This window comes from Pseudomonas sp. NBRC 111143 (assembly GCF_001320965.1).
Classification (GTDB): Bacteria; Pseudomonadota; Gammaproteobacteria; order Pseudomonadales; family Pseudomonadaceae; genus Aquipseudomonas; species Aquipseudomonas machongensis.
On sequence record NZ_BCBT01000042.1, the window covers coordinates 1 to 14,422 of the forward strand.

Here is a 14,422-nt window from a genome sequence, read left to right on the forward strand (position 1 = left end):
CTGGCGTTCGCCAGGTCGTATCGCTCCCCCCACACCGACACCACGCACGCCACGGGACAAGCCTGCCTCTACAGGGTATGGTTCCGTCAGCGCACACCGTCTTCCAGAGGGCACCCAATGGCCAACACCACGTCACTGCACCCAGGTTTCATGATCGTCCAGGGCAACCGCCTGGACGATTTGCGCAACCTGGTCGTGAACGTGATGCGCAACTATCCCCTGGCGCCTCTGGAGAACGAAATCGCCCTGGTGCAGAGCAACGGTATTGCCCAATGGCTCAAGCTCGCACTGGCCGAAGATCCGCAGGACGATGATCAAGGCGGCTGCGGTATCGCTGCGGCCATCGACGTCCAGTTGCCCGGCACTTTCATGTGGCAGCTCTATCGCCTCGTGCTGGGCCGCGACGAGATTCCCGAGGTGTCGCTGCTCGACAAGGCACCGCTGACCTGGCGCCTCGTACGCTTGTTGCCAGCACTGATCGAGCGACCGCACTTCGAGCCACTCAAGCGCTTTCTCACCGACGACAACGACCTGCGCAAGCGCTACCAGCTCGCCGAACGTCTGGCTGACTTGTTCGACCAATACCAGGTCTACCGCGCCGACTGGCTCAAGGACTGGGCCGCTGGAGAGCACGTGCTCAACACTGCCCGCGGCGAGCGCAAGCCCCTGGCGGATGGCAACCGCTGGCAGGCCGAGTTGTGGCGTGCATTGCTCGACGATGTCGGTGCAGAGGGTATGGCGCAGAGCCGAGCCGGCGTCCATCAGCGTTTCATCGCGCGCATGGATACCCTTGAGCAAGCTCCCGCGGGCCTACCGTCGCGGGTAATCGTCTTTGGTATCTCGTCGCTGCCTGCCCAGGCCCTTGAAGCCCTGGCCGGGCTGGCCCGCTTCAGTCAGGTATTGCTGTGCGTGCACAACCCTTGCCGCCATCACTGGGGGGATATCGTCGCGGACAAAGACCTGCTTCGGCACCAGTACAAGCGCCAACAGCGCAAGCACGGCATGCCCCTGCAACTGGACGACGAATCGATGCACCAGCACGCTCATCCGCTGCTGGCCGCCTGGGGCAAGCAGGGCCGTGACTACATCAACCTGCTCGATAGCTACGATGATCCAAACAGTTACCGTGGTGTCTTCAGCGACGGGCGCATCGACCTGTTCAGCGACGCCCAGCCCACCACGCTGCTCAACCAGTTGCAGGACGACATCCTCGAACTGCGTCCCCTGGCTGAAACCCGCGACACCTGGCCTGCCATCGATCCCAGCCGCGACCGTTCGGTACGTTTCCACATCGCCCATAGTCCGCAGCGCGAAGTGGAGATCCTCCACGACCAGTTGCTTGCGCGCTTCAGCAGCGATCCGACCCTGCGGCCGCGCGATGTCATCGTCATGCTTCCGGCCATCGATGACTACGCCCCGCATATCCGCGCTGTCTTTGGCCAACTCGACCGCCATGATCCGCGCTACATCCCCTTTACCCTCACCGACCAGGGCCAGCGCGGCCGCGATCCATTGCTGATCGCCCTGGAGCATCTGCTCAAGCTCCCCGACAGCCGTTTCGCCGTGAGCGAGATCCTCGACCTGCTCGACGTCCCCGCCGTGCGCGCCCGCTTCGGGATCAAGGAGAGTGACCTGCCGACCCTGCACCGCTGGATCGAGGGGGCCGGCATCCGTTGGGGCCTGAGCGGTGAACAACGTGCCCGCCTCGGGTTGCCCGAAGGCCTGGAGCAGAACAGTTGGCGGTTCGGCCTGCGCCGGATGCTGCTGGGTTACGCCGTAGGCGTCGGCGAGGCCTGTGACGGCATTGAGCCCTATGACGAGATCGGTGGCCTCGACGCGGCCCTTATCGGCCCGCTGGTGGCCCTGCTCGATGCCCTGGACGTGGCGTTCCAGACCCTTGCCGAGCCGGCCAGCCCCATGGCGTGGGGCGCGCGCCTGCATGCGCTGTTGCAGGTGTTCTTCCTCGCCGAGGAGGAGCACGACGAGCTGCTGTTGGTGCAATTGCAGGACCTGCGTGATACCTGGCTGGAAACCTGCGAGACCGTCGGCCTGCACGATCCACTGCCGCTTACGGTCATGCGCGAGGCCTGGCTGTCGGGGTTGGACCAGGGCAAGCTGTCCCAGCGTTTCCTGGCCGGCTCGGTGAACTTCTGCACCTTGATGCCCATGCGCGCCATCCCATTCCGCGTAGTCTGCCTGCTGGGCATGAACGACGGCGACTATCCTCGCGCCCAGCCGCCGTTGGACTTCGATCTGATGGCCAGCGATTACCGTCCTGGCGATCGTTCGCGCCGCGAAGATGACCGCTACCTGCTGCTCGAGGCGCTGCTGTCTGCCCGCGACCAACTCTATGTGAGTTGGGTCGGGCGCAGTATTCGCGACAACAGCGAACGCCCCGCCTCGGTGCTGGTCGGCCAGTTGCGCGACCATCTTGCCGCCGGTTGGCAGCTGGCCGGTGCCCAGCCAGGCCAGCGTGATGACCCCGGCCAGCAGTTGTTGCATGCCCTGACCCAGGAGCATCCCCTGCAACCCTTCAGCCAGCGCTACTTCCAGAAGGGCAGCGCACTGTTCAGCTACGCCCACGAATGGCAGGTCTTGCACCAGCCCGTCGAGCCGGCTTCGGAGGTCGATCAGGCGCTGCCGCCCTACGACAGCGATGAGCCATTAAACCTGACGCAACTGCAGGATTTTCTCCGCCATCCGGTCCGGCATTTCTTCAGCCAGCGCCTGAAGGTGTTCTTCGAAGCGCTGGAGGCGCCAACGCCGGACGAGGAGCCTTTCGTGCTCGATGCCCTGCAACGCTACAGCCTCAGCGAGCGGCTGCTTGGCGCTGCATTGGCCACACCCGACGACGCCGAACAAGCGCTGCGTACCCAGGCCCGACGCCTGCAGGCATGTGGGCTGCTGCCATTGGCGGGTTTCGGCGAGTCGCTGCAGGCGGAACTGATCCAGCCCCTGCCAGACCTACTGCAACGCCATCGCCAGCTGTTGCAGCGCTGGCATACCGTGGTAGAGGGCGCTCTGCCGCTGCACTTCGAGCGCGGCCCGCAGCGCCTGGAAGGTTGGCTTGGGCGCGTCTATCAGGATGATGAACAGAGCCTTCTGAGCATCACCACCGTGCCCAACAGCCTGGGTGCCGGGCGCAACAGTCTCAAATGGCATCGGCTGATTCCAGCGTGGGTCATGCACCTGGCGGCCTGCGCTGTCGGTTATCCATTGCACACGGCCCTGGTCGCCAGTGACCGCACCTTGCTGCTCGCACCGATGGCCGCGGCACAGGCGGGGGATCTGCTTGCCGATCTGCTGGTGGCGCGTCAGGCTGCAATGAATGGCCCCCTCCCGATAGCGCCCAAGACTGCTTTCGCCTGGCTGGCCCAGGCAGACCCGGACAAAGCCCAGGCTGCCGCCGAGCGCGCCTATGAAGGCGACGGCCAGAACAGCTTCGGCGAGCGCAGCGAGAGCCTTGCACTGATGCGTCAGTTCCGCGACTTTGCTGCGCTCACGGCTGACGAGACCTTCGAAGGCTGGTGCGAATCTCTCTACCGACCCCTGTTTGCCGCCGCCTGGCAGACCCAAGGCAATCCGGAGACCGCCGCATGACCCAGGCCCGTCCCTTGGCCCTGAGCTTTCCCCTGCACGGCAGCCAGCTGATCGAAGCCAGTGCCGGCACCGGCAAGACCTTCACCATCTCGGCACTCTACCTGCGTCTGATCCTCGGCCATGGCGGCGAGCAAGGCTTCGCCCGCGAGCTGCTGCCGCCGCAGATTCTCGTCGTGACCTTCACCGACGCTGCGACCAAGGAGCTGCGCGAGCGGATTCGCGCGCGTCTGGCCGAGGCTGCACGTTTCTTCAGGGGCGAGCTGGACGACGCCGACCCCTTGCTGCACCTGCTGCGCGACGATTATCCACAGGAGCTCTGGGGCCGTTGCGCCAGTCGCCTGGAGGTCGCAGTGCAGTGGATGGACGAAGCGGCGGTCTCGACCATTCACGGCTGGTGCCAGCGCATGCTGCGCGAGCATGCCTTCGACAGCGGCAGCCTGTTCACCCAGAGCCTGGAGACCGATCACAGCGAGCTGCTCGGCCAGGTCATGCGCGATTACTGGCGGCGCTTCTGCTACGGCATGCAGGGCGAAGCGCTGGCCTGGGTGCGCAGCCATTGGGTGAGCCCGGACGCGTTGCTACCGCGCATCCGCCCGTTGTTCGGCCGCGTCAGCAGGGAAGAAGACGGTGCCGATCCACAGGCGCTGATCGAATCCGCCCTGCAGCGACGCCAGGCGCAACTGGGCGCGCTCAAGGCCCCCTGGGCCCAGTGGGCCGACGAGCTGCACGAAATCTGCCGCGCGGCGGTGGCCGCCAAGCAGGCCGATGGTCGCAAGTTGCAGGCGCGTTTCTTCGACCCCTGGTTCGACAAACTGCGCGCCTGGGCGGGTGATGAGCAGGCCATGGAGCTCGACCTGGGTACCGGCTTCACCCGCCTGACGCCTGCAGGCATGGCCGAGGTCTGGAAATCGGGCGAGCCACCGGAGCATCCGGCATTGCACGCCATGGAGACACTGCGCGAAACCTTGCAGGGGCTGCCTGGCCCCGATTCGGCGGTGCTGGAACATGCTGCCGCGTGGGTGGCGGCGCGTTTCGAAGTGGAGAAGCGCCGGCGTGCCGAAATGGGCTTCGACGATATGCTGTTGCGCCTCGAGCAAGCGCTGCGTAGCGAGGCCGGCGAGCGCCTTGCCGCACTGATCCGCGAGCAGTTCCCCGTGGCCTTGATCGATGAATTCCAGGACACCGATCCGGTGCAGTACGGCATCTTCGAGCGCATCTACCGGATCGCCGAAAACCGCCCGGAAACCGGCCTGTTCATGATCGGCGACCCCAAGCAGGCGATCTACGCGTTCCGCGGCGCCGATATCTTCACCTACCTCGGTGCCCGCCGTGCTACGGCTGGGCGCCTGCACAGCCTGGACACCAACTACCGCTCCAGCCAGGCCATGGTCGAGGCGGTCAACCGCGTGTTCCTGCTGGCCGAGCAACGCCCCGAAGGCAAGGGGGCGTTCCTGTTCCGCGAGGCCAACGACAACCCGTTGCCGTTCATCGAAGTTCATGCCAAGGGCCGCAGCGAGCGCCTGCTGATCGACGGCCAGCCCTGTGCCGCCCTGCATTGCTGGCAGTTGCACAGTGACGAACCGGTTGCCAACACACTGTATCGTCAGCAACTGGCCGCCAGCTGCGCCAGCCATATCGTTGCCCTGCTCAACGGCGGCCAACGAGGTGTGACGGGGTTTGCCAATGCGCAGGGCGAAGTGCGCGGCTGTCTGCCTTCGGACATCGCCATCCTGGTGCGCGATGGCCGCGAGGCGCAGTTGGTCCGTGCCGAGCTGGCTGCCCGTGGGGTACGTAGTGTCTATCTGTCGGACAAGGATTCGGTCTTTGCCGCCCAGGAAGCCCACGACCTGCTGGCCTGGCTCAAGGCCTGCGCCGAGCCCGACGCCGAGCGCCTGCTCAAGGCCGCCCTGGCCAGCCTGACGCTGGACCTGCCGTTGCTCGAACTGGAGCGGCTTAGCCAGGACGAGCGGGTCTGGGAAGACTGGGTGATGCGTTTTCGTCTGTACCGCGACACCTGGCAGCGCCAGGGCGTGCTACCCATGCTGCGCCGCCTGCTGCATGACTTCCAGCTGCCACGCACGTTGATCGCTCGCGCCGATGGCGAACGTGTGCTGACCAACCTGCTGCACCTGGCCGAACTGCTGCAACAGGCGGCCGGCGAGCTCGATGGCGAGCAGGCCCTGATCCGTCACCTGGCCGAGCACCTGGCCAACGCCGGGCAGGCCGGTGAAGAGCAGATCCTGCGCCTGGAGAGCGACGAGCAACTGGTCAAGGTCGTGACCATCCACAAATCCAAGGGCCTGGAGTACCCGCTGGTCTATCTGCCGTTCATCTGCACCAGCAAACCGGTGGATGGCCAGCGCCTGCCATTGGCCTGGCACGACGACGATGGCCAGGTGCTGCTGACGCTCACCCCCACCGACGAGCAGATCGCACTGGCCGACGATGAGCGTCTGGCCGAAGACCTGCGCCTGCTCTATGTGGCCCTGACCCGCGCCCAACATGCCTGCTGGCTGGGTGTTGCCGACCTCAAGCGCGGCAGCCAGAAAACCTCGCAATTGCACCGCTCGGGTCTGGGTTACCTGCTGGGCGGCGGCGCCCCATTGGCGGCTTCCGTGCAGTTGGCCGACTGGCTGCAGGCACTGTGTGCCGAGGGGGCGCCCATTGTCTGTACACCGCTGCCCGAAGCTGACGAACAGTGTTATCGCGCGCCGCAGGACGGCGCTGAACACCTGCCTGCACGCAAGCCGCGCCGCGCCGCGGCAGAGCAGTGGTGGATCGCCTCCTACAGCGCCTTGCGCGTCGGCGACCAGAGTCTCGGCGCCGACAGCTCCCGGGCCCAGCAATTGCTCGACGACGAGAACGTCGATGCACAGCGACTGCGTGAAGTCCCGGCGGAAAACGGCGATATCCACCGCTTCCCTCGCGGGCCGAACCCCGGCACCTTCCTTCACGGCCTGCTCGAGTGGGCCGGGCGTGAAGGGTTTGCCGATGTGGTCAGCCAGCCTGCGTTGATCGAACGCACTGTCGGCCAACGCTGCAACCGCCGCGACTGGACCGGCTGGATCCCGACCCTGGTGCCCTGGCTGCAGCAGTTGCTGACGCAGGCCATGCCGCTGTCGTCGGATGGCCCGGTCCTGACCCTGGCGCAGCTTCAGCAGTACCAGATCGAGATGGAGTTCTGGTTCGCCAGCCATCAGGTCGACGTGCTGCGCCTCGATCAGCTCGTCGTCCGCCACACCCACGGTGGCGCCGCGCGACCGGCAGCGCTGGCGACCCAGCTCAATGGCATGTTCAAGGGCTTCATCGACCTGGCGTTCGAGCTGGACGGGCGCTACTACGTGGCCGACTACAAGTCCAACTGGCTCGGCCCCGATGGCAGCGCCTACAGTACCCTGGCCATGGAACAGGCGATCCTGGACCACCGCTACGACCTGCAGTACGTGCTCTACCTCCTGGCCCTGCATCGCCAGTTGCGCGCACGGCTGCCCGACTACGACTACGACCGCCACGTGGGCGGTGCCCTGTTCATCTTCCTGCGCGGTATCGGCAGCGCCGGCCATGGCCTGTATTTCGCCCGGCCGCCCCGTGAGCTGATCGAGCAGCTCGATGCGTTGTTTCGCGGCGCCTGTGCGCCCGAGCAGCAGGACCTGTTTGCCGGAGCCGCACCATGAGCCGCACCCTCGATGATCTGTTGCCGACACCGTTGCAGGCCGAGCACCTGGCGGCCCTTGCGCCGTTGAAACACAGCCAGGACCTGCTGGCCCTGCTCGACCGTTGGGTCGAGCGCGGCTGGTTGCGTGCGCTGGACCGGGCATTCGTCAGCTTCCTCGAGGAGCGTGAGGCGGGCAGCGATCCCTTGCTGTTGCTGGCTGCGGCGCTGGCCAGTCACCAGTTGGGGCATGGGCATGTCTGCCTCGACCTTGAGCAGACCCTGGCCGAGCCCGATTTCGCCTTGTCGCTGCCGCCAGAGGGCGATGCACTGGCGGGGCCGTTGCTGTTGCCGTCGCAGTTGCTCGCCACGCTCGAACCGAGCACCTGGCGCCAGCGCATCGCGGCTAGTCGGCTGGTGGCGTTGGGCGATGCCGAGGGCCAGGACGCGCGGCCTCTGGTACTCAGCGGTCAGCGTCTGTACCTGCGCCGTTACTGGAGCTATGAACGGCGCATCGACCGGTCGCTGCAGCAACGCATCGTGGCGGACGAGTCGATTCCCGCCGACCTGCCCGTGCGCCTGGAGCAGTTGTTCGAGGACGGCGCCCCGGCAGGTCAGGTGGACTGGCAGAAGCTCGCCTGTGCCTTGGCGACGCGTGCCGCGTTCAGCATCATCACCGGTGGTCCGGGCACCGGCAAGACCACCACGGTCGTACGCTTGCTGGCCTTGCTCCAAGGGCCGGCGGTGGAGCAGGGCAGGCCCTTGCGAATCCGCCTGGCGGCACCCACCGGCAAGGCTGCTGCGCGCCTGACCGAATCCATCGGCCAACAGGTCGAGCGTTTGCGGGTCAGCGCCGAGGTGCGGGCGCAGATTCCTACCGAAGTGAGCACGGTACACCGCCTGCTGGGCAGTCGCCCCGGTTCGCGGCATTTTCGGCATCACGCCGGTAACCCACTGCCGCTGGACGTGCTGGTGGTCGATGAAGCGTCGATGATCGATCTGGAAATGATGGCCAACCTGCTTGATGCCTTGCCAGCGCAGGCTCGCCTGGTGCTGCTGGGCGACAAGGACCAGTTGGCCTCGGTGGAGGCCGGCGCGGTGCTCGGCGACCTGTGTCGGTATGCCGAAGAAGGGCGTTACACGCCCGCCACCCAGGCCTGGCTCGAGCAGGTCGGCGGCCAATCGCTGCAGGGCAGCGGTCTGCAGCCAGGTGATGCGCACCAGCATGCGCTGGCCCAGCAGGTGGTGATGTTGCGTTACTCCCGGCGTTTCGGCGAAGGCAGTGGCATTGGCCAGTTGGCGCGCCTGGTCAACCTGCAGCAGGCCCGCCAGGCGCGGGATCTGCTGAGCATGCCGCCTGAGGATGTGTTCGGCCTGTCCCTGCGCGGCGAGCATGACCGCGCCTTCGATCGCTTGCTGCTGGATGGCCTGGGTCGCGGTGAAGACGGCCCGCAGGGGTATCGCCGCTATCTGCGCAGTATCGGTCGCCATCGGCCGGCGCCAGGCACCCCCGCCGATGCCCCGACGTGGGAGCAATGGGCTGCCCTGGTGCTCAACAGCTTCGAAAGCTTCCAGCTGCTGTGCGCGGTGCGCAAAGGGCCCTGGGGGGTGGAAGGGCTGAACGAGCGTGTGGCGCGGGTGCTGCACAACGCTGGGCTGATCGACACCCGCCAGCCCTGGTACGAGGGCCGTCCGGTGCTGGTCACCCGCAATGACTACGGCCTCGGCCTGATGAACGGTGATATCGGCATCGCCCTGCGCCTGCCCGACGAGAATGGCGAGCCATTGCTGAGGGTCGCCTTCCCGCGCAACGACGGCTCGGGCGGGGTGCGCTTCGTGTTGCCCAGTCGGCTCAATGAAGTGGAAACGGTGTTCGCCATGACCGTACACAAATCCCAGGGCTCGGAGTTCAGCCATACCGCGCTGGTGTTGCCCGATGCGCTCAATCCCGTGCTGACCAAGGAGCTGGTGTACACCGGCATCACCCGTGCCAAGCACTGCTTCAGCCTGGTGGAACCACGGGCGGGCATCTTTGAGGATGCTGTCGAGCGCAAGGTGCGTCGGATTTCTGGCCTAATGCTCGACCAAGGGTGACATTCGTCAATACCTTGGCACTGCGGCCTTATGCTATCGTGCGGGTTATCTGAATCTAATTTGAGAGATTTCCCACATGACAGTGGTTGTCTCGCCCAGGGGGCGAGTGACGGGCTGTGTGCTTTCGCTAGTGATTGCCGCCCTGTCGCTGTTCGCCTCACCTGCCTGGGCGGACCTCCCTGCCACTGCAGCCCAGGTGCAGCAACGCGCCAAAGCGGTGACCCAGGTCGTGCTGGGTATCTTCAGCTATGCCCGCTGGCCTGCTGATCCTTCGCCGCTGCGCCTGTGCCTGGTCGGCCCCACCGAATATGCCGACGACCTGATCAAGGGCAATGTGCAGAATGCCGGCCAGCCCCTGCAGGTGCGTCGCCTGCTCGTCGACGATTCGGGCGTTTCCGGCGCCTGCGACGCGGTGTACATCGGCAAGCTCGACGCCGGACAGCGTGACCGCCTGTTCCAGGCTCTGGTCGGGCATCCGGTCCTGAGTATCAGCGAGGCCGATGACCCGTGCACCGTCGGCAGCCTGTTCTGCCTGCACGTCGATGACGAACAGGTCAGCTTCGATGTGAACCTCGACTCGGTGGCGCGCAGTGGCGTGCGCATCCACCCCAGCGTGCTGCAATTGTCGCGGCGCAGGGCGGCGCAACCATGAAACTTACCGGCAGCCGCAGGAAGCGGCCGACCTTGCGGTCAGTGCTGGGGCGAGGGCACCTGGGTGTCGCGCTGATCGCCGTCGGACTCGTGGGCGTGTCCCTGACCGTGCTCGGGGTAGCGGCATTGCGCGTCTATGCCAATCACAACCTGCACCTGATCGCCCGCTCGATCAGTTATACCGTGGAGGCGGCGGTGGTGTTCGACGACAGCGGGGCGGCCAGTGAAGCCCTGGCGGTGATTGCCGCCACCGAAGAAGTGGCAGATGCCAAGGTCTTCGACAGCCAGGGGGAGCTGCTGGCGCACTGGCAACGCGATGACTCGGGCTTGCTGGCACCACTGCAGCGCCAGGTGGCCAAGGCCTTGCTGGGCGAGGCCATCCACCTGCCGATCGTCCGTCAGCAGCGCACGGTCGGACACATCGAGCTGCTGGGCCAGGGCGGCAGCCTGCTGCGTTTCCTGCTCAGCGGCCTGGCGGGCATCCTCTTTTGCAGCTTGCTCAGCGCCGCAGTCGCCATCCACCTGTCGCGCCGGCTGTTCGGCGATATCGTTCGTCCTCTGCGGGGCCTGGCCAGCGTCGCCCATGCGGCGCGGCGCGAGCGCAGCTTCGACCGGCGCGTGCCCGAGGCTCGGATTGCCGAGCTCAATGAGCTGGGCAACGACTTCAACGCGCTGCTCGACGAGCTGGAGGTCTGGCAGAGCCACTTGCAGAGCGAGAATGAGACCCTCGCGCACCAGGCCAGCCATGACAGCCTCACCGGCCTGCCCAATCGCGCCTTCTTCGAAGGGCGCCTCAACCGTTGCCTGCGCAACGCCGCCCGGCAGCAGGACCATTTGGCGCTGCTATTCCTCGACAGTGACCACTTCAAGCAAATCAACGACAACCTTGGCCATGCCGTTGGCGACGAGGTGCTGATCAATATCGCCAGCCGCGTGCGTGCGCAGTTGCGCGAGCACGACCTGGTGGCGCGCCTTGGCGGTGATGAATTCGCGGTGCTGCTGACCCCCCTTCATTCGCGCGAGGATGCCCAGCGCATCGCCGAGAAGATCGTTGCCAGCATGAAGCTGCCGATCCTGCTGGACGATGGCCAGCGCGTCAGCACCTCGCTGAGTGTCGGCATCGCCTATTACCCAGACGATGGCCAGGATTCGGCCAGTCTGCTCAATGCCGCCGATGCGGCGATGTACCAGGCCAAGCGCAATCGGCGCGGCCATTGGCAAGTGGCCCAGACGGAACGCTGAGCCACGGGATATGAATAACAGGAGCTGAACCGTGAAACACCGCTTTTCCCGACTGCGTTTTCCCTTGCTGGCCTTGTTGCTGGCGGTGTTGGCCTTGACCGGCTGCCAGACCGTGCCGCCCAGCGGGCTGAGCCCTGAACAGATCGCCGTGCTCAAGCGCGAAGGGTTTACCCCAAGCGACGAGGGCTGGGCGTTCGACCTGTCGGGCAAGGTACTGTTCGGCAGTGACCTGGACGGACTCAACGGCCAGAGCCAGGCGATTGTCGAGCGGATCGGCAAGGCGTTGCTGTCGGTGGGTATCGAGCATGTCCGCGTCGATGGCCATGCCGATGCCTCGGGCAAGGCGGCCTATAACCAGCAGCTCTCGGAGCGCCGGGCCCAGAGTGTGGCCAAGGCGTTGATCAACGTCGGCATGCAGCCGCGCAACATCGAGACGCGCGGGTTGGGCAGCAGTCAGCCGGTGGCGGACAACCGCACCAGTGCCGGACGTACCGAGAATCGGCGGGTGTCGATCGTGGTGGCGTCGAACTGAGCAATCAGCGGCACCGGCGTTGCCGGTGCCATCCGCCTCAATCCTGCGCGAACACCATCTCCCGTGTCTGCCCCATCAACAGCGGCGCATTCGCCTCGGTCACATCGCGGATGTAATCCCACAGCAGGGTGATCCGCTTCAACTTGCGCAGGTCCTCCCGGCAGTACATCCAGAACTGCCGCGTCACCTCCACCTCCTGAGGTAGCACCGTCACCAGCCGTTCGTCCTGCGCCGCCAGGAAGCACGGCAGGATCGCCAGCCCGCGCCCCTGCAGGGCAGCGGTGTACTGGGCGATCACGCTGGTGCTGCGCAGGTGGGCGCTGGCGTTGGGGATGAGGTTGGCCAGGTACAGCAGCTCGGAACTGAATGCCAAGTCGTCCACGTAGCTGATGAACGGATGGCGCACCAGGTCGGCGACCTGGCGGATCGGTTCGTGGTGGTCGAGGTACTCACGGGTCGCATAGAGGCGCAGGCGGTAGTCGCACAGCTTGCAGCACACGTAGGGCCCATGCTCGGGGCGCTCCAGGGCGATGACGATGTCAGCTTCGCGCTTGGACAGGCTGATGAAGTGCGGCAGCGGCAGAATGTCTACCGAGATCGCCGGCCAGGTGTCGACGAAGCGGCTCAACTGAGGGGTGACGAAGAAGCTGCCGAAGCCCTCGGTGCACCCCATGCGTATGTGCCCCGACAGCGCAACGCCCGAGCCCGACACCTGCTCGCAGGCCATGTGCAGGGTGCTTTCGATCGACTCGGCATAGCCCAGCAGGCGCTGGCCTTCGGCGGTGAGTACGAAACCGTTGGTTCGCGATTTCTCGAACAGCAAGGTACCCATCGCCCCTTCCAGCGAGCTGATGCGCCGCGACACCGTGGTGTAGTCCACGGCCAGGCGTTTGGCTGCACTGCTGGCCTTGCGGGTGCGCGCTACCTCAAGAAAGAACTTGAGGTCGTCCCAGTTCAGCGCGCTGAGGGAGGTCAGGTCTTTTTGCATGTTGATCCGGTTTTTTTGTGCATTCTTGTTGGATGTTTGCACATCTATACTCGAACTCAGCCCCTGCACGCCACCCCGTTCGCTGCGGCGTAGGCGTCTTCGTTCCGACAATAATTCCAAGGAGAGCGCAGATGAACGCACCCCACACGCCCCACACCCAGGTCGAGCAGGTCAAGCTGCTGATCGACGGCCAATGGGTCGAGTCCAAGACCACCGAATGGCGCGACATCGTCAACCCGGCCACCCAGCAGGTACTGGCGCGCGTTCCCTTCGCCACCCCCGAGGAAGTCGCCGCGGCAGTCGCTGCTGGCGAACGAGCCTTCAAGACCTGGCGTGACACCCCGATCGGTGCGCGCATGCGCATCATGCTCAAGTTGCAGGCGTTGATCCGCGAGCACAGCAAGCGCATCGCCGCGACCCTGAGCGCCGAGCAAGGCAAGACCCTGGCCGACGCAGAAGGCGATATCTTCCGTGGCCTGGAAGTGGTCGAGCATGCGGCGTCCATCGGCACCCTGCAGATGGGCGAGTTCGCCGAGAACGTCGCCGGTGGCGTCGACACCTACACCCTGCGCCAGCCCATCGGCGTGTGCGCCGGCATCACCCCGTTCAACTTCCCGGCGATGATCCCGCTGTGGATGTTCCCGATGGCCATCGTCTGTGGCAACACCTTCGTCCTCAAGCCCTCCGAGCAGGACCCGCTGTCGACCATGATGCTGGTCGAGCTGGCGCTCGAAGCCGGCGTGCCGGCCGGTGTGCTCAACGTGGTGCACGGCGGCAAGCAGGTGGTCGATGCGATCTGCACCCACCCGGACATCAAGGCGATCTCCTTCGTCGGCTCCACCGAGGTGGGCACCCATGTCTACAACCTGGGCAGCCAGCACGGCAAGCGCGTGCAGTCGATGATGGGCGCCAAGAACCACGCCGTGGTGCTGCCTGACGCCAACCGCACCCAGACCATCAATGCGTTGGTCGGCGCGGCCTTCGGTGCGGCAGGCCAGCGTTGCATGGCCACGTCGGTGGCGGTGCTGGTGGGCAAGGCGCGTGAATGGCTGCCGGATATCAAGGCGGCGGCAAGCAAGCTCAAGGTCAATGCCGGTAGCGAGCCGGGCACCGATGTCGGGCCGGTGGTTTCCAAGCGCGCCAAGGAGCGTGTGCTGGGGCTGATCGAAAGCGGCATCAAGGAAGGCGCCAAGCTCGAGCTGGACGGCCGCGACGTGAAGGTGCCGGGGTACGAGCAGGGCAATTTCGTCGGCCCGACCCTGTTCTCCGGGGTGAAGACCGACATGCAGATCTACACCCAGGAAATCTTCGGGCCGGTGCTGGTCACCCTCGAGGTCGATACCCTCGACGAGGCCATCGCCCTGGTCAACGCCAACCCGTTCGGCAATGGCACCGGCCTGTTCACCCAGAGCGGCGCGGCAGCGCGCAAGTTCCAGAGCGAGATCGACATCGGTCAGGTCGGCATCAACATCCCGATTCCGGTGCCGGTGCCGTTCTTCAGCTTCACCGGTTCGCGCGGCTCCAAGCTCGGCGACCTCGGCCCGTACGGCAAGCAGGTGGTGCAGTTCTACACTCAGACCAAGACCGTCACCGCCCGCTGGTTCGACGACGACAGCGTCAATGACGGTGTGAACACCACCATCAGCCTGCGCTAAGGAGACTG

The 14,422-nt window shown here is 65.6% G+C and carries 8 protein-coding genes; 7 read left to right on the forward strand and 1 reads right to left on the reverse strand.

What is annotated here, in order from left to right; all coding sequences use genetic code 11:
• The first annotated feature begins 117 nt into the window (after positions 1-117).
• The 6 genes from recC (at position 118) to APH44_RS20350 (ending at position 11,771) form a co-directional block, all read left to right on the forward strand.
• Positions 118-3,600 (forward strand): exodeoxyribonuclease V subunit gamma, encoded by a 3,483-nt coding sequence (gene recC / locus APH44_RS20325; RefSeq protein WP_054894272.1) that lies wholly within the window; start codon positions 118-120, stop codon positions 3,598-3,600.
• On the forward strand, positions 3,597-7,274 hold the full coding sequence (gene recB / locus APH44_RS20330; protein WP_054894273.1) for an exodeoxyribonuclease V subunit beta: 3,678 nt from the start codon (positions 3,597-3,599) through the stop codon (positions 7,272-7,274). Before recC ends, recB begins: the two co-directional genes overlap by 4 nt.
• A complete protein-coding gene (recD, locus tag APH44_RS20335) occupies positions 7,271-9,346 on the forward strand; it encodes an exodeoxyribonuclease V subunit alpha (protein WP_054894274.1) in 2,076 nt (691 codons plus the stop codon). The genes recB and recD overlap by 4 nt, the downstream gene beginning before the upstream one ends.
• Before the next feature lie 76 nt (positions 9,347-9,422).
• Entirely contained in the window at positions 9,423-9,998 is a 576-nt protein-coding gene (locus APH44_RS20340; protein WP_371105626.1) for a YfiR family protein, read from the forward strand.
• Positions 9,995-11,239 (forward strand): diguanylate cyclase domain-containing protein, encoded by a 1,245-nt coding sequence (locus tag APH44_RS20345; RefSeq protein ID WP_054894275.1) that lies wholly within the window; start codon positions 9,995-9,997, stop codon positions 11,237-11,239. Before APH44_RS20340 ends, APH44_RS20345 begins: the two co-directional genes overlap by 4 nt.
• A gap of 31 nt (positions 11,240-11,270) precedes the next feature.
• Positions 11,271-11,771 (forward strand): OmpA family protein, encoded by a 501-nt coding sequence (locus tag APH44_RS20350; protein ID WP_054894276.1) that lies wholly within the window; start codon positions 11,271-11,273, stop codon positions 11,769-11,771.
• A 37-nt stretch (positions 11,772-11,808) separates the two neighbouring features.
• Here the strand turns inward: APH44_RS20350 and APH44_RS20355 are convergent, their stop codons facing one another.
• Positions 11,809-12,759, reverse strand: a complete 951-nt coding sequence (locus tag APH44_RS20355) for a LysR family transcriptional regulator (RefSeq protein ID WP_054894277.1) — start codon at positions 12,757-12,759, stop codon at positions 11,809-11,811.
• Positions 12,760-12,890: 131 nt separating this feature from the next.
• Between APH44_RS20355 and APH44_RS20360 the strand changes: the two genes are divergently transcribed.
• The gene (locus tag APH44_RS20360) at positions 12,891-14,414 is read left to right on the forward strand and encodes a CoA-acylating methylmalonate-semialdehyde dehydrogenase (protein WP_054894278.1); all 1,524 of its coding nucleotides are present in this window, start codon (positions 12,891-12,893) and stop codon (positions 14,412-14,414) included.
• The last annotated feature ends 8 nt before the right edge of the window (positions 14,415-14,422 follow it).